Origin of the sequence: Amycolatopsis umgeniensis (genome assembly GCF_014205155.1) — a bacterium.
Taxonomy (GTDB): domain Bacteria; phylum Actinomycetota; class Actinomycetes; order Mycobacteriales; family Pseudonocardiaceae; genus Amycolatopsis; species Amycolatopsis umgeniensis.
Genome location: NZ_JACHMX010000001.1, coordinates 7,011,355 through 7,027,204 on the forward strand (window position 1 = coordinate 7,011,355; position 15,850 = coordinate 7,027,204).

The 15,850-nt window shown below is 66.0% G+C and carries 16 protein-coding genes; 14 read left to right on the forward strand and 2 right to left on the reverse strand.

The genetic code is table 11. The features are described 5' to 3' along the window. Positions 1-119: 119 nt before the first annotated feature. Positions 120-443 carry an Mbov_0395 family pilin-like conjugal transfer protein gene (locus HDA45_RS32650; protein WP_184901855.1) on the reverse strand — a complete coding sequence of 108 codons (324 nt, stop codon included), beginning with the start codon at positions 441-443 and terminating at the stop codon, positions 120-122. A gap of 221 nt (positions 444-664) precedes the next feature. Next, on the reverse strand, positions 665-1,723 hold the full coding sequence (locus tag HDA45_RS32655; RefSeq protein ID WP_184901857.1) for a sigma-70 family RNA polymerase sigma factor: 1,059 nt from the start codon (positions 1,721-1,723) through the stop codon (positions 665-667). Between the two features lie 737 nt (positions 1,724-2,460). Here HDA45_RS32655 and HDA45_RS32660 point away from each other — a divergent pair. The 14 genes from HDA45_RS32660 (at position 2,461) to HDA45_RS32725 (ending at position 15,635) form a co-directional block, all read left to right on the forward strand. Next, positions 2,461-3,336: a hypothetical protein gene (locus HDA45_RS32660; protein WP_343072208.1), complete on the forward strand. Its 876-nt coding sequence runs from the start codon at positions 2,461-2,463 to the stop codon at positions 3,334-3,336. Between the two features lie 68 nt (positions 3,337-3,404). After that, a complete protein-coding gene (locus HDA45_RS32665) occupies positions 3,405-4,484 on the forward strand; it encodes a TRM11 family SAM-dependent methyltransferase (protein WP_184901859.1) in 1,080 nt (359 codons plus the stop codon). Positions 4,485-4,623: 139 nt separating this feature from the next. Then, positions 4,624-5,184, forward strand: coding sequence for a VUT family protein (locus HDA45_RS32670; protein WP_246480865.1), 561 nt, complete (start codon positions 4,624-4,626; stop codon positions 5,182-5,184). Further along, a complete protein-coding gene (locus HDA45_RS32675) occupies positions 5,181-6,068 on the forward strand; it encodes a deazapurine DNA modification protein DpdA family protein (protein ID WP_343072209.1) in 888 nt (295 codons plus the stop codon). Before HDA45_RS32670 ends, HDA45_RS32675 begins: the two co-directional genes overlap by 4 nt. After that, entirely contained in the window at positions 6,065-7,042 is a 978-nt protein-coding gene (locus HDA45_RS32680; RefSeq protein ID WP_184901861.1) for a DNA cytosine methyltransferase, read from the forward strand. The genes HDA45_RS32675 and HDA45_RS32680 overlap by 4 nt, the downstream gene beginning before the upstream one ends. A gap of 106 nt (positions 7,043-7,148) precedes the next feature. Further along, positions 7,149-7,355, forward strand: a complete 207-nt coding sequence (locus tag HDA45_RS32685) for a hypothetical protein (protein WP_184901863.1) — start codon at positions 7,149-7,151, stop codon at positions 7,353-7,355. Next, positions 7,309-7,800: a hypothetical protein gene (locus tag HDA45_RS32690; RefSeq protein WP_184901865.1), complete on the forward strand. Its 492-nt coding sequence runs from the start codon at positions 7,309-7,311 to the stop codon at positions 7,798-7,800. The genes HDA45_RS32685 and HDA45_RS32690 overlap by 47 nt, the downstream gene beginning before the upstream one ends. 245 nt (positions 7,801-8,045) lie before the next feature. Then, a complete protein-coding gene (locus tag HDA45_RS32695; RefSeq protein WP_184901867.1) occupies positions 8,046-8,531 on the forward strand; it encodes a recombinase family protein in 486 nt (161 codons plus the stop codon). A gap of 327 nt (positions 8,532-8,858) precedes the next feature. Further along, positions 8,859-9,050 (forward strand): hypothetical protein, encoded by a 192-nt coding sequence (locus HDA45_RS32700; protein WP_184901869.1) that lies wholly within the window; start codon positions 8,859-8,861, stop codon positions 9,048-9,050. A gap of 170 nt (positions 9,051-9,220) precedes the next feature. Continuing rightward, the gene (locus HDA45_RS43095; protein ID WP_343072210.1) at positions 9,221-9,496 is read left to right on the forward strand and encodes a helix-turn-helix domain-containing protein; all 276 of its coding nucleotides are present in this window, start codon (positions 9,221-9,223) and stop codon (positions 9,494-9,496) included. A 30-nt stretch (positions 9,497-9,526) separates the two neighbouring features. Next, positions 9,527-11,056 carry a tyrosine-type recombinase/integrase gene (locus tag HDA45_RS32710; protein ID WP_246480867.1) on the forward strand — a complete coding sequence of 510 codons (1,530 nt, stop codon included), beginning with the start codon at positions 9,527-9,529 and terminating at the stop codon, positions 11,054-11,056. Between the two features lie 1,425 nt (positions 11,057-12,481). After that, positions 12,482-12,790, forward strand: coding sequence for a helix-turn-helix domain-containing protein (locus HDA45_RS32715; protein ID WP_184901871.1), 309 nt, complete (start codon positions 12,482-12,484; stop codon positions 12,788-12,790). Further along, entirely contained in the window at positions 12,787-13,851 is a 1,065-nt protein-coding gene (locus HDA45_RS32720; protein ID WP_184901873.1) for a protein kinase domain-containing protein, read from the forward strand. The genes HDA45_RS32715 and HDA45_RS32720 overlap by 4 nt, the downstream gene beginning before the upstream one ends. Positions 13,852-13,880: 29 nt before the next feature. After that, positions 13,881-15,635, forward strand: a complete 1,755-nt coding sequence (locus HDA45_RS32725; protein ID WP_184901876.1) for a tetratricopeptide repeat protein — start codon at positions 13,881-13,883, stop codon at positions 15,633-15,635. Positions 15,636-15,850 lie beyond the last annotated feature (215 nt).

Sequence of the window (15,850 nt, forward strand, 5' to 3'; positions counted from 1 at the left end):
ATACCGTCGTGAGGACGGGAATCGGCAGATCGGGCGGGGCGCACGGCCGGCGCCACCGGTTGGCGCCGCGCAGGGTTACGTGGACGGGCGGCCGGTGTGCGGTGGCGGGTGGTCATCGCTCACACCCCGCCCACGATGCCCTTGAGGATCTCGACCACGAGCGGGGCGAGGGCAGCGAGCCCGAAGCCGATGCCGGCGGCCTTGAACGCGCCCTTGGCTTTCTCGATCTCGCCGGGATCGCCCGAGGCCATCAGGTAGCGCAGGCCACCGATGGTGATGAACACGACCGCGACCCCGGCCAGGATCCCCATGATCCAGTTCCGGATGTTGTTGAGGACCTGATCGACAGTCGCCGCGAGCGCGACATAGTGGACCGTGTCCGCCCGCGCGGCCGAGGACGTCAGCAGCACCCCGGCGGCGACCAGCCACCCGAGCAGCAGCACGGCACGGCGGCGGTGTCCTCGCCGAGGCGGTCGCGCCGGGACGGGTGTCGCGGTGCCGGTGGGACTCGCACACCGGTTCCCAGTGGAGTGCGCGGCGGTGATCGCGGACCGGGGGTGTGCCGGGCGTGCCCAGGTCGTGAGGGCCGAGGAGGCGTGGAAGCACGATGTCGTGCGACGCGCAGGCACCGGGTACGGGCGAGAGCCATGGATGCGCGGTGGTGTCAGTCGCATGACGTGGCCTCCTGAGTGGACGCCGAACTGCGGGCGAGGCCGGGCGGGTGGGTGCGGCGCGGAGGTGCGGGCAGGCGGCCTCCGCGTGCGCTGACTCCGGACTCCGGGCCGTGCGGAGACACCGGGCGCACGAATTTCTCCGCCAGTTCCGGACTGACACGGGTCACGTTGCGTAGCCGAAGCCGGTGGGTGCGGGAGACGTGCAGGGCTGGGTGGCGGGGCGTGCTGGAGTGGCCGCGACCGCTGGTGCCGGGTGCCGGGCCGAAGGCGTCCTCGGCCGGTTCGGTGAGGAAGCGGGTCAGTCGCTGCTCGGCACGATGGCGGGCCTGCTGAGCCGCCTTGTAGGACTGCCCGCGCGCCTGCGCGGCCTCGGTCAGGGACACGTCCCCGAAGCGCGTGGCCGAGATCAGCGCGGCTTCGTCGGTGGTGATCACGCCCGCCCGCACGGCGGTCACAAGCACGAGGTCGGGATGTCCGCCCGGACGGTGCGGTGGCGCGGAACGGAAACCAATGTCCTCGAGCGGCGGCACGGCGTCGAGTGCCGCGCGCAGCGCGGTGTAGCCGGAGCGGTAGGCCGCCCACCGCAGGCGCACGAGGATCGCCGGCCGGTCCAGAGCGACCTCGCCGAGCCCGGCGAGGAACCCGGCCAGGACGGAGGCGTGGATGTCGTGCTTGTCCCCGCGGAACCGGTTGGTCAGCTGCGCGGCGACCGGCAGCAGCACCGGCATCGCCAGCCCGACACACGCCATGATCCAGGTGCCGCTCTCCGCTCGCGCCCGGGTGATCAGGTAGGTCCACGCGGCGTCACGCGTCGCCTGGGCGCAGTCCTGGCTCAGCAGCAGCGCGCCGAGCTCGTCCAGCGGCACCGGGCGTGCGGGCAGCCCGAGGATCGCCGCGCCGTCCACGCACACCGGATGCGGGCCGGTCACCAGCCACCCGAAGGTCGTGATGGCGGCGTCGAACACCCCGCCGTCCCCCGCGTAGTCATCGCTGCGGCGAAGGGTGAAAATACCCGACGCGGGTTCTGTTTCCGGAAAAGGCGAATCCATGGTGGCAACTCCTGATAAGGGCGGAATCAGTGCGGCCATCAGAAAGCAATCCAGGCCGTCTCAATACCGCCTCAGAAGCGCCTCTCGGTCGCCTCAAAAGCGCCTCAAAAGCGCATCAGGTGCGACGGGGGGTTTGCGTGCAGTCCGGGCTGCGGCCCTTGGCGAGGTGCTTTCGTGCCAGGTGAGGCGCCCTCGATTGTGGCCTTGAGCTGCGGTCAAATGTCCAGAAGCCGCCGGTGGTCAGAGTTGGGGTCTCAGGGCTGATCGTTGTATCCGGGTTGTGAGGCGCGCGGTAAGACGTCGAGATAAAAGTTTCGCTCCAGGCTCGCGACGCTCCAGCGGCAAGAGGTTCGGGTGTTGCGAATTCCGCAGGGTTCACTTGGGCGCGCTGTGGTCCGGTGTAGATCCATTGGTCGTTCAAGGTCCCGCAAATTTTTTTGAATTTCTCGGGATCGAGTGTCTCCAAACTGCCTTTTTTCCGGAGTTAGCCGCTGACCGCATCCCGGCGTCGGCTCGCAACCGGCGGCACTCGCTTCAGGAGGCTTCACATGACCCAGCGCGCGCAGTCCCCGGACGGCCGTCCTGGTCGGCGGACAGACTCGACTCGCCCGCCGCGCATCCGGCGCGGTGGCGATTTCGCCCCCTACCCCGGCGCTCGCACACACACCACAGCAGGCGCCGGCGGGACCGGCACGGCCTTGCGTCCCGAAGACACGTCAGTCCCGTCTCGTCGACGCGTGACGCCGTCGTCGACGGCATCGATCCCGGCGACGGTGTGGACGTGCGGGCCGGACCCGATCGACGCCCACGCGGTGTGGCCGGTACCGATCGTCGAGGCCATCACGACAGCTTTCACCGACCCGGGTGCGCACGTCGTCCTGGTGGATCTCGACCCCGAACGGACCACGGCCCCGACTCCGGACATCGATGCCGTCACGACGGACAGCGCAGCGGCGGCGCTGGAGGCGGTGCGCGAGCTCGGCCGCACCGCCGACACGCTCATCTTCCACAGCGGTGAAGGCGGTCCTGCCGCGTCGATTCGACCGTTCTGGGCCGACCTCGTCGTCGACGCGAGCGACCCGTCCGCGGCACAGGCCGGAACACCGTCGACCCCGGTGCGCACCGGTGCCCCCGGTAGCGCGGAAGCACCGAAGTCCGAGCGCGGCGCGCGGGCGGATCTGGTGATCGTCTCCCTGCCCGCCCACGCCGCCGAGTCGGTGCCGCTGAACCGGGTCGCGCTTCTGGCGGCGAATCGGCTGTGCCAGGGCGGCATCCTCGCGGTGTACACGCACAGCGACTGGACGCGGGGTCGGCTGGGCGACCCGACCGGTGCGATCGTGACCGCGGCCCAGCACGCCGACCTGCTTTACCTGCAGCACATCGTCACGCTGCACACCCCCGTGGAGAAGGGGCGCCTGCGAGCCGCGCCGAGCGCGGCGGTGGCCGCCGAGTACGACCGCGCCCGGCATCGCGCGTCGGTGCGCGGGCTGCCCGCGCCGCATCTGCGCGCGCATGGCGATGTCCTCGCGTTCGCCCAACCGTCCGACCCCGGCGCGCCGCCGTCGGGGACCGGTCCGGCGACCGCCGCGCCCGGTACTGGAGGTGGCCAGTGACCCCGCCCCCGCCTCGCCCGCCCGGGCCTTCTCCGGCCACTCCCGCATCTGCGAAAGGCAGCGCCCTCATGTCCCACCAGCACCCCGCGACATCGACCACCACCGGCGCGACCAGCTCGACCACCTACGGCAGCGACGACCCGACCGTGCCGATCTCCCGCGCGCTCATCGACGCCCTCGACACCAACCCCGCACAGCCGGACACCACGGCCGGACACAGCCCGACCAGTAAGACCGGTGCTTTCGACGTCGGTGCGCTGCCGTTGTCGGTGTGGGCGACCGCGCAGACCTCCCCGGCCTCCCAGCGCAAAGGCCGCTATGTACCCGAATCGACCGCACATCCGGCGAAGATGCTCCCGGCCGTGGCGGCGCACGCAATCCGCGCCTACACCCGTTCCGGAGAGCTGGTGTTCGATCCGATGGCCGGCTCCGGCACCACACTCGTGGAGGCGATCGACGCTGGCCGCCGCGCTGTCGGCGTGGAGTACGAGCCGCACTGGGTCAGCGTCGCCCAGGCGAACCTCGACCTGGCTCGTGAACGCGGCCACGATCACGACGGCGAGATCGTGCACGGCGACGCCCGGCAGCTGCCGTCCCTGCTGCCCGAGCGGCACCGGGGTCAGGTCGCGCTAGTGATCACGTCCCCGCCGTATGGGCCGTCCACGCATGGGCAGGTCGTCACCGCCGGCACCTCCTCGCATGACGGGAAGGTGCACAAGTACCACCACCGCTACGGCTCCGCGCTGGACCGGGGGAACCTTGCCAACGTCGGCCATCACCGGCTGCTGGCCGGCTTCACCCGCGTCCTCACCGGTTGCGCGGCGGTGCTGCGCCCCGGTGGGCATATCGCGATCACTGTGCGCCCGTGGCGCGAGCACTCGGAACTGATCGACCTCCCGTCGCAGATCATCGCCTGCGGTCTTGCGGCCGGGCTGGTGCCGGTCGAACGCTGCGTCGCCCTGCTGGCCCGCGTCGCCGACCGCGAGCTGGTTGCCCGCGGCTCGTTCTTCCAGCGCGACTTCATCCGCAAACAGCGCGAGCAGGGCCTGCCGTTGCATCTGATCGCGCACGAGGACGTCATCGTGCTGCGCCGTCCGCTCGAGCCCGCCGCCCCGCAGGCGGCGCCCGGTACCAGGGGGCGGTCATGAGCGCCCGCGCCCGGTGCCAGGACTGCGGCTGGACCATCCGCGACCCATGGGTTAATACGGCGCGTCGCGCCGCCGCACGGCACCGCTGTCCGGTACCCCTGCCACTCGCAGAGGAATCTCCTCGGTCTGGCGGGCGATCATGATCGCGGCAGCGGCGGGCTCGATGTCCGCGTTTCCCGCGCCGTGGTGCTGCCGGTCGTTCGCGCCGGTGATGGGCTGGCTCGCCGCAGGCTGCTACCTGGTCGCGGTGGCCGGTGCGAACTGGGCCAGCGCGCACCACCTGCTCACCGTGGGAGGGCTGGCCGTCCCCGCGGGCGCCTGGATCGCGGGCATGGTCTTCGTCGCCCGTGACCTCCTGCACGAGACGCTCGGCCTGCGCGGCGTGCTCGCGGCCATCGGCGCGGGCACGGCGCTGTCGGCGATCGTGGCCTCGCCGAGGATCGCGGTGGCGAGCGCGGCAGCATTCGCCGTGTCCGAACTCGCCGACTCGTGGCTGTACCGCCGGTGGCGCTCGCGAGGACGTGCAGCCGCGATCGCCGGATCGAATCTCGCCGGCCTGATCGTGGACAGCGCTGTGTTCGTGCCCTTCGCGTTCGGATCGTGGGCGCTGCCCGGGCAGCTCGCGGGCAAAGCCGCCGCCACAGCGGCGGTCTGCGCGGTCCTGGCGCTGTGGTCGCGGCGGCCGGGGGTGGCGTCGTGAGGTTCTTTCTCGGCACCCATCAGCCTGCCTGGCTCGCTCGTGATCTCGGGGTTCCGCTGCTGGTCTCACACCGGCGCCTCGCGGGGCGCCGCAGCCTGCCTCGCGCGTCGGGGGAGTGGGCGCTGGATTCCGGCGGCTTCACCGAGCTCTCGCTGCACGGCCGCTGGCGCAGCGACGCCCGCGCCTACACCGCCGCGGTACGCCGCTACGCCACCGAGATCGGCCGGATGGCGTGGGCCGCGCCGCACGACTGGATGGTCGAGGCACACGTCCGGGCCCGCACAGGTCTGAGCCTGCGCACCCACCTGCAGCGGACCGTGCGCAACTACCTCCAGTTGCGGGACTTGGAGCCGGACCTGCCGATCATCCCAATCGTGCAAGGCGACGAAATCGCCGACTACCACCGCTGCGCCGACGCCTATGAGCGTCACGGCGTCGACCTCGCGGCCCTGCCGCTGGTCGGTGTCGGGTCGGTATGCCGGCGCCAGCACAGCGGACAGGTCGAACGCATCGTGAGGTCCCTGCACGCGCGGGGCCTGCGGCTGCACTGCTTCGGCGTCATAACAGCCGGGCTGGCCCGCTACGGCGACGCGATCCGCTCCAGCGACTCCGCCGAGTGGAGTTACAGCGGCCGCTTCCTGCCGGGATGTACTCCGAGTCATCGCAGCGAGTCCAACTGCCTGACCTACGCCCTGGCCTGGCACACCCGGCTCCAACAAGCCTTGCGCCGGCCGAACCACCAGCCCGGCACAGGGCGGCGCTCCGCGTCACAAACCTCACCACGTGGGCCCGGCGGTGCGCGGCCTGGGCACACCGGCCCACGCCGCACTCAGCGAACACGCCCGCCCGCGTGGCCGGGCAGCGAAAGAGGGGAGTGGCGATGAACGCCCCACAGGAGGACACCCTCGCCCGCACCGGCAAGGCCCGGGAGGACCTGCGATTTGTGGCCACCGACGGCCCGGTGATCGGGTCGCTGTGCACCGGCGTGGCCGGGCTCGACCTCGGCGTCGCCGCCGTGCTCGGCGGGCGCATCGCCTGGTACTGCGAGAACGACCCGCACGCGGCCGCGATCCTCGCCGTACGCCTGCCCGGCGTGCCGAACCTGGGCGATCTGCGCGCTGTCGACTTCACCTCCGTCGCACCGGTCGAGGTGCTCACGGCGGGCTTCCCCTGTCAGGACATCTCCGCCGCCGGCCGGCGCGCGGGCATCGAGAAAGGCGCTCGCAGTGGACTGTGGCACACCATCCTGGACGCCATTCGCGTACTACGACCCCGCCTCGTCGTCGTGGAGAACGTCGCCGCCCTCCGCTGGAAGAACGGCGGCCTCGACCGAGTACTCGCGGGGCTGGCCGAAGCGGGGTATGACGCGGTCTGGCGTTGCGTACGAGCCGCCGACATCGGCGCCGCCCACCGACGCGAACGCGTGTTCCTGTGTGCCGTCCCCGCCCCGGGACGGGATGCGGATGATGCCGACCCCGCAGGCCCGCGACGGCGAACCCCGCGGTCCGGTCGACCCGGCACGGCGGCGCGCGGGCGGGCATCAGGTCAACCTCAACGACGCGGTCGACTCGGTCGTCAAGGCGGCGCAACTCCTGCCGACACCGACGGCGGCGGACTCGCGGTCGTCGGCGATCCAGACCGTGCAGAAGCCGGGCCGCCCGATCCCAGCCGGGTGCGTGACCCTGACCGACTCGGTGCGGTTGCTGCCGACCCCGACCGCCTCGGACGCGAAGAACTGCACCCACGACACGCACGACGGCGGACTGTCTCTTCCCGATCGCGCCCGCGCCCTGAGCACGCCGACGCCACCGGCAGACGGAACCGGATGCGCTGCGGCCCACAGCGAAGAGATCGATAGCTGCCTTTCCCCCGGTGCGTGGAGTGATGCCGCCGCCGCCCGACCGCGCACGACGGTTCGTCCACCTAAATCCCCGCCACGCCCATGACAAGGAGGCCCAGCCCTCATGGACACTCCACGACTTCTGCCGACTCCACGCGCGACCGACGGCACCAAAGGCTGTCCCGCGCAGCGCGGCTCGAAGGGCGATCTGATGCTGCCCTCGGTCGTCATCGCCGTCACCACACCCGCACCGAAGTCCCGAGCGCGGAAGAAGGTGAAGGACCGTGACGACCACCCGCGCACCGCGCGCCCGCCGCACAGCACGCGGTGAACCCGGGCCGGTGAACTGGGGCGAGTACGCCGCCGCCGTGCACCGATGGGAACTCATCACCAGCCGCGCGGCCCCGTACCCGACCCAGCCCGGCCGCCACGGACGTCCCGTGCTCGCACCACCGTTCGTCGAATGGCTCATGGGCCTGCCCCCAGGCTGGGTCACCGCCGGGCACCTCGAGCTGCCCCGCACCGCGCAACTTCGCGCCCTCGGCAACGGAGTCGTGCCACAGCAAGCCGCGCGCGCACTGCGTCACCTGCTGGACGACCTCACTCACCTGCACCGTCCGCCCTGCCAGCCGCCGGTCAGCCCGCCGCAGCGGGACAAGCGCTCCCGAGCGAGCCGACCGTCCCGGGTGGACAGTGGTTTGACGCATCCGCCGGGCACCGCCCAGGCGACGCCCGCCGCGCGCACCCGCCGCAGCGCTCCCCGCACACGGCGCTGAACCCGTGGCGCTCCGGGGCGAGGACACCACCGAGCCCGCCCCGGAGCGCCACGCTCCACCGCTTCCACACCTCAACTTTCTTGAAGGGTCTCTTTGCCATGCCTACACACAGCTGGACACGCCACCCAGCGGCCCAACTGCGCCGCTGGGCCCAGACCACCTGCCTCCGGCTCCGATACCGGCGGCGACCGAACCGAGCACTCGCCAGCCACAGACCTTCCGGTGTTCAGCCCGTGCGGCATCCGGTGACGCGACGGTCGGCCGAGACGATCACGGCTCTGATCCGCGAGGGCTGGAACGTTCACCACCCGCCCTACGGCTACACCACGATGACCGTGACCGGAGCGCAAAGCCGTCGCGGGATACCTCGCACCCGCCTGACACCGGACCCGCGCCGCGCTCTCGTGGTGCAAGACGTCTTTTATTGGCGCGCGATCACCGGCTTGTCGGTCGAGCACATCACCGCGCGGCTCGACGCCGACCATGACCGCTATCCACCGCCCGGGACACACTCCTCCTGGCCACTCGCAGCGGTGTACTTGATGTTGACCAACATCAAGTACACCGGCTACCAGGCCACCGGAACCCGCGACGAGAACGGCGCCTTCCGTCCGATCGAGCAGTGGGTGCTCTCCGACCAGCCCGCGCACCGCACCCTGGTCACCCCTGCGCTGTTCTGGGCGGCACAGGATCCCGCGACCAGCGTGCGGCACGACAAGGAGGCGCGGTGATCATGGCATCGCCCACCCTCCGCGGCGCGGGGCCGCCACCGTCGCGCCCGCCCACACAGTCGTCGGCGTGCTGCCGTCCGCCCACGACATCGGCGCACCGACCAGGCACGCCGCGTCGCGAGCGTTACCCCGCGGCCACGCAGCCAATACCTGAGCCTCGAGGCCGGGGTGAAGAGTCTGCCCGTGTTACTGCTCGCGTGCGAGGGGCAGATCTCGCATCTCAATGCTGCATGGTTCGCCGATACCGGCTAGGAACCCAAACAGGTCTACGCGCAACTCGACACCACCCGCCGGATCGGCACCGAGGCCGGAATCCCGGTTCTGACCGTGTTCGACAAGGTGATCCGCCACGGCAGCCCCGTGCGAACGCCGACGGCAAAGCGTTGCGCGGTCAGTTTTCATCCCCGCTTCCCGTCGCCGTTGGACGAGGTCAACCCCGATGCCATTCGCGGCCGCCTGAGCGCCGAAGAAGACGACCCCGACGGCTGCCCCCGTTCTCCTGCCGCATCGGTCCCGTAGGACCAGCCGCGCGCCAACACAGGCACCGTTTCGGGTCCTGCGCCGGTCACTGGCGCCGTTCCGATCCCCGGCGATCCCAGTCGCACCGGGTGCCCGTTGATCGCGGTCGCCGCCCGCGCGCGAGAACCCCATGCCTACCAACGAACCCGTTTCACAGAGAGGAGGTTGCTGTGCACGATCTCGACCGCCGCTCCTCCGCCGCACCTGACTCGGCAGCCACGACCGCGTCATCACCGGCGCGGTCGCGCGAACAGCTCGGCGCCCTCGGAGTGACAACCGACCTGATGACAGCCGCCCGCATGCTCGGCATCGGCCGGACAACCGCCTACAAACTCGCCCGCAACGGAACCCTCCCAGTACCAGCGATTCGCGTCGGCCGCAGCTATCGCATCGCCGTCGCACCGCTGATCGAGCTACTCGGGCTCGACAAAGAGCCTCGTACCTGACGCTTCCCCTCTGTGTGCATTGGAGCGTCCATGTCCGTGTCCAAACGCGACGATCCCACGGATTGCGGGAAAGGAAAATCCGCGATGACGTTCAAAGGCAGCACTTTCAAACGCTGTACCTGTACCGATCCCGGCACCAGGAAGCAACTCGGGAGTCAATGCACGAAACTCAAACGTGGCAACGGCATGTGGAGCTCCAACCACGGGACCTGGTCGTTTCAAGCTGAACTTCCCAAACACAACAACGGGACTCGCCGCACCCGTAGGCGGCACGGATTCGCCTCGCAGACCGCCGCGCAAGACCAGCTCGACCAGATCGCCGACCTCCTCACACTCGGCGAACGACGCGGCGAGGCCGCGCACGCCACGATCGGCGACCTCATCGACAACCGGCTGCGTACAGGAGAACCGTTTCCCACACCCGAGGCAGTCAGCAAACAACTCGACGCAGGTAACGCCGACCTCAACGCCATCCCGACCGTCGGTCAATGGCTGACCAGCTGGATCGCGACACGCAAAAAGATCCGGGAAGGAACCCGGCTGTCCTACCAGCGCCACATCACCAACTGGCTGCTCCCGCATCTGGGTCACTACCGACTCGACACGCTCACCGTCGAGCACATCTCCCGCATGTTCGATGCCATGGCCGAACGCAACGACACCATCACGGCCGCCAAGAGCAGCGACGACCCCGAGGTCCGGAAGAGCGCGCACGGCATGCGAGTCATGGGCGCGGCCACCATGCAGCGCTATCGCGCCACTCTGCGTGCCGCGCTAAACGCCGCCATCCGCGCCCAGAAGATCACCTTCAATCCGGCCTCCTACGTTGAGCTGCCCTCCGGGCGCCGCCCGAAGGCTCTGCTGTGGACACCGGACCGGGTCGAGCGGTGGCAGCGCACCGGACAGAAGCCCTCACGGGTCATGGTGTGGACGCCCGAGCAGATCGGCCGATTCCTCGACCAGGCCGAGGGCCACCCCTACTACGCGCTGTTCCACGTCATCGCCTATCGGGGATTGCGACGCGGCGAAGCCTGCGGGCTACCGTGGTGGAACATCGACCTGGCCAGCCGATCGATCACCATCTCCACCGCAATCGTGCAACTGGGATGGAGGGCCGAGTTCGGCGAACCCAAGAGCGAAGCCTCCGGCCGCGTCATCGCCCTCGACGAGGCCACCACACTGGTTTTGCGAAGGCAGAAGAAACACCAGCACGAACTGCGCGTGGCGGCCGGGACCGACTGGGTCGAGCACGAGCTGGTGTGCACCGAACGCGACGGAAATCCGCTGCACCCAGCGAAGCTCACCGACGCCTTCCACGTCATCGCCGACGCCGCCGAACTCCCACCCGTACGCCTGCACGACCTACGCCACGGCGCGGCCACCCTCATGATCGCTGCCGGAGCGGACCTCAAAGTCGTGCAAGAGCTGCTCGGCCACTCCTCCATCACGGTCACCGCAGACACCTACGCCCACGTACTGCCCGAACTCGCCCGCGACACTGCCGAAGCCGTTGCCGCCATCGTCCCGCGCGACCAACGACACAACCGCCGCACCGCCTGATCCCTTCGTATTTCCTTTGTGGACGGTGGGCAGTGCTTCGGAGATCATGACCAGTTCCGGAGCGGCCAATGACGCTCCGCGACATCCGCTCGAGCTTCTCGTCGAACACGGTTTCGCTGGGTTGCCCGTGGTCGACGCTGCGGGCCGGGTGGTCGGCACGTTCGCTGAGTTCGACGCGCTTCGCGGCACGAAGGAGGGCGACAAAGGGACCACGGCCGGCGAGTTGATGACCACCCGGGGCCGGCCGAGGCCGGTGTCCCGGGGCGGCGTGGTCAGCGGGCGAGATCTGCTCCGCCCGCTCGTGCGACCCGATGATGCGATCGCGGCCCGGTGCGGGCCTGCTCACCGACACGCGGGGCATCGTCCGACGAGACTTGAGCTCCTGACACACGTCCCAGTCAGGTCTAAGCAGGCGCTGACCTGCGATGTTCGAGACTCTGCTGGTCGGCTGGAGTAGCTGCGACCTTGTTGATGCGGTCTGACATAGTCGAGCACTGGTGCAACCGATGTTGTGCTCCAGGTTTGCAGTTCGCGGTGTTCTTGGAAGCCGCCTGCCCCAGGGTCTTCACATGCAAACCGAAGCAGAATGGCCTGAGGGCGCGCTATCATCCCAGGTCAGCGAGTGTGCTCCCCGCAGGCGCGGGGATGATCCGTCCGCCCAGGGCGGAATGATGGCCGCCGTCGAGTGCTCCCCGCAGGCGCGGGGATGGTCCTTCCTGCCACGCGTCCCGGTCGAAATCGTCAGGGTGCTCCCCGCAGGTGCGGGGATGATCCGAGCATCCAGCCGAACGCGCACAATCCGGTCCCGTGCTCCCCGCGGGTGGCGGGGATGATCCCCAGCTGGGTGCAGTTGTCACTCAACACCACGCGGAAGCGTGGATAGGGTCGCCGAACAAGGCCAGTGCACCGATCGCTACACCAAGGCGGTCGAGCAGATCGCCAGCAGGGTGGCATCATCTGGTTGTTGTCATCAGAGTCGGCTAGGTGGGGGGACGACGTGAGTATGGGCGTGCCCTCTCAACCGACGCGCCAACGTCGGCCTGTTCGAGACCTCAACTCGATCACCTGGGAAGGTGGGCCCTTCTTAGGCCGATCCACAGGTCTTAAGCGTTGTTGGTGGACGACAGACCCTGGGAGAAGTCCACAAGTGTCGTAGTCGTGGCTGTTGTGCCCCCATCGGTTGCCCCATCGCATCTGCTGCGGCTAGCACCCTGCTGCGGATGCAAGACGCGCCGCACGCCCAGAACTCTGCGTGAATACGCCCTCTACCTGCAGCTTTCCACATACTCCCGTGGCGGTATCGAGTGTCGCAATCAGCTACGCTGCGTAGCTACCGACTCGCGGGGTCGTGTCGCTTGGATTCACGATCGAGTTGTGATAGGGCGTCCGTTGCCAAGTGTGGCAACAGTCCAGTAGCCTTCGGTGGTGACTCAGGAAGAGAGTGCTGCCAGTTTCTTGCGTAAGTTGCGCCGCGACCAGGGGCGTTCCCTTCGCGTGGCCTCGACTGAACTCGGTCTTGCGGCGTCCCAGCTTTCGCGCCTTGAGACGGGGCAACGTCGCTTTACGCCTGGCGTGGCAAAACGAGTAGCAGATTACTACGGCATCTCATCGGAACTCATCGAGCTTGCGGATGGCCGTGTGCCGGGTGACATCCTGCGCATCTTGCAGCAAAATCCTGACGAGCTGCAAAGAATCAGAGAAAAATATTCTCTGTCAGGCGAGGAGGGTGAATGAGCAGTCCGGACTCGTGGAACGACTTCCTGGCCAGTCTGCAACTTGGGCAGTATCAACTGCACAATTACCTGGGCGGCGGCCAATTTGGTCGCGTTTTCGAAGCGTCACACGTTTCGTCCGGCGATCGGGTTGCGGTCAAAGTATTACTTCCAAACTCAGAGTTGCCTGCTATTGCTGAGTTTGACCGTGAACGCTCCCTCCTGTCGCTGCTGCACAAAAGTTCGAACGTCGTCGACTTGGTAGACTCTGGGTCTGAAAAGGTTGAGTTGCAGTACGGAGCTTCGGGCGCTCTTTTGATCGATCTCAAGTACCATGTGCTAGAGCTATCTAATGAGTGTCTCGAAGTTCTCGTTTTGTGTCGAGACAAGATTACGTGGGTCGAACGCTTAACATTGTGGCGAGGAGTAATCTTAGGCGTGCATCAAATGCATTTGAAGCAAATTGTGCACCGAGATATGAAAAGCGAGAACTGCCTCCTCTTCGTGAAGCCCAAAAACATCACTGACTGTAAGGTTGGGGATTTGGGGCGGGCTCGGGATCTTCGTGAAGAAGCGATCGTGCGACCCGAGGACTACTTTGTGGGGCGAGGTGACATGAGATTTGCTCCGCCAGAGTTCGTATTTGCACAGGGTGAGGACTCGCCGCGAGCACACATGTTGGCTGACCTATATGGGCTCGGTTCGATCCTTTTTGAGCTAGGCACTGGTCAAGCCTTGACAAGTCTCACTCTAGCGCCCACCCGGTCTCAGGTGACCCATGCTTTCATGGAGCGGCAACAGGGGCGCATCGTAGATCTCTCTAGCGTTAGGAAGAACTACAAACTCGCCTTTGAGATATTCGAGGAAGAGTTGCCCGCTTCGCTGAAGCAGCATGGTGCAGCCTTGATTAGGCAGTTATGCGATCCGGTTCCTTCGGAGCGATTGCCAAAGAAAGGCATTTCTCTTGACGGGGGAAATCTTTCAGGACTCGAATGGCTGCTTCGTAGGACTGATATTCTAATTCGTACAGTAAAGACTGAAAAGGTTAAGTCTCGTCGCAGCTCACTCCGGGGGGTCTCATGAATGTGAATGGCGCTACAGTCCACTCAAGCGTGACTGCAATTGACCCGATAAGCGGACCGGTTCGCCCAGGTGGAAGAGTCGAAAAATCCGCGTTAGCCTCATCGCCAGTTTCGCGCCCGCGGGTACGGCAGGGTGGCGAGGCGGGTTTGCGTCGAGAACTAGACGAATGGTCTCAAAACGCTGCTGAGTTCGCAGAACGTCTCCGTGTCATTGTGTATGGTGGTACGCCAAATGCGACTGCTTTTTCGCGCTTAGCTCACGCCGAGCTTGCTGCCGAAAATTCGGAAGACGCAGTTCGTGCTGCGGATGACTGTCTCAATCTTGTTGTACAAGACGGCCACCGAGGCAGCTTCGACGCTGCGACGGCAATCGCAGCTATTAGACTTTTCCTTCAGGTGGGATATCGGAGCAAGGTCTTCTACTGGCTCGATCGACTGCCTCGAACTGAAACTCTTCGCCGCATTCGTGCCAGTCTTGCCGCCGAAGAAAAGCGGTGGGATGATGTGATTGAGATCCTAGATGGGCTCGAGTCGCCGGAAGCTGATGCACTTCGCGGATATACACTATTAAGTCAAGGTAAGCCGGCGGAGGCACTTAAAGAGCTGCGTAGCTCGGCTCGATTTGAAACAGATCCTGATACTTTGTTGAATATGGCTTTTGCTTTCTGGCAGCTGGGGTCTCGAAAAAAAGCTATACATCATGCTATGCAGGCTGCGAGGCTGGCTCCCTTCCGGCGAGACATAGTGTTTGCTTTTATTGAGCTGCTTTTAGCGGCCGGTGACGTTCAGTTGGCATCCACTGAGATTGCAAGCCTGAAGCAACGAGACGTCGTTGAGACTCCGAATTTCTTAGTACTACAAGCAAGGGTCTCGCTTGAAGCTGAGCAGAAAGTCAAGGCCCTCGCCTTGTTGAAGCGCGCCTTGGGTGATGCGCGGAGTGCTGGCATCGAGGGACTAGTGACTGAAATTGAGTCTAATCTCGCGATAATGAACTTCCGTGAAAAATGCAAGACGCCGGAAGATTATCAGCAAAAGCTGAGGCGTGCGATCCAGAAAAATCCTAAAGATATTATTCTTATCCAATCCTTGGCGGAGTCGCTTAATAAAAGCTCCAATGCGGCCGAGTTGCGTCAACTTATTGCTCCGCTAGATGGTGAATACGCCGAGGAAAGCTTGTTGTTTCTGCGTTACAGGGTCGCTTATCTTGAGCTTAGGTTTCGTAAGGCAGCCGCGCTTGCGCTCAAATGGAGTCAGCATGATCATTTTGAACCTAACGCGGTCTCTGCGGCGTTTCTAATTCATGCCGAGGTAACGGGAGATCTGGAACTTTCTTGCAGCATGGCGCGTTCTGCGCTCTCCCGATTTCGGCACGATGCTCTATTGGTAAATAATGCTGCCTACGTGCTGGCTACTGCTGGCAGAGCCAAGGAGGCGCGCGCTGCAGTTCATCAGATTGAAGAGAAGCCATTCTATCTGGTTGCTACTGCGGGACTTGTGGAGCTTACTCTTGGGCATATCGATAGTGGATTGAAGTTATACAGGAAAGCGTCCGCTATGGTTGATGACTATTGGGATAGTAATGCAAAGTTGGCACTTATGAGACTTCATCAAGTTCTTTCACTTCGACGACTGGGTATTTATGATAAGATTGATAGTATGGAGTTGTTCGCTAAGTCGCTGCCTGACGTGAACCTCCCGTCAGAATGGCAAGAGCGTCCCGAATTTGTCTTGCTGTGGCGGATATTTCGAAGTAATCGATGGCCCTGGCCGTGGGCGGCAGAGTGAAGTCCTGGGATGTCGTGTGCTTCAATAGCCGCCGCTGCTGAGCCCGATTTCAGTGCTTCCAGCCGTCCCTTGACCAGGTCCGCGCCGGTGAGTCCGGCAGTGGTCGGCCACCCCAGCAGGAGTCAACGCGGCCGTGGTCACAATCGTGCTCCCACCGCATCGCGACCCGGGTCAGACCGGGAAGCTGCTCACCGACGAGACCTCGAACTCGGCGG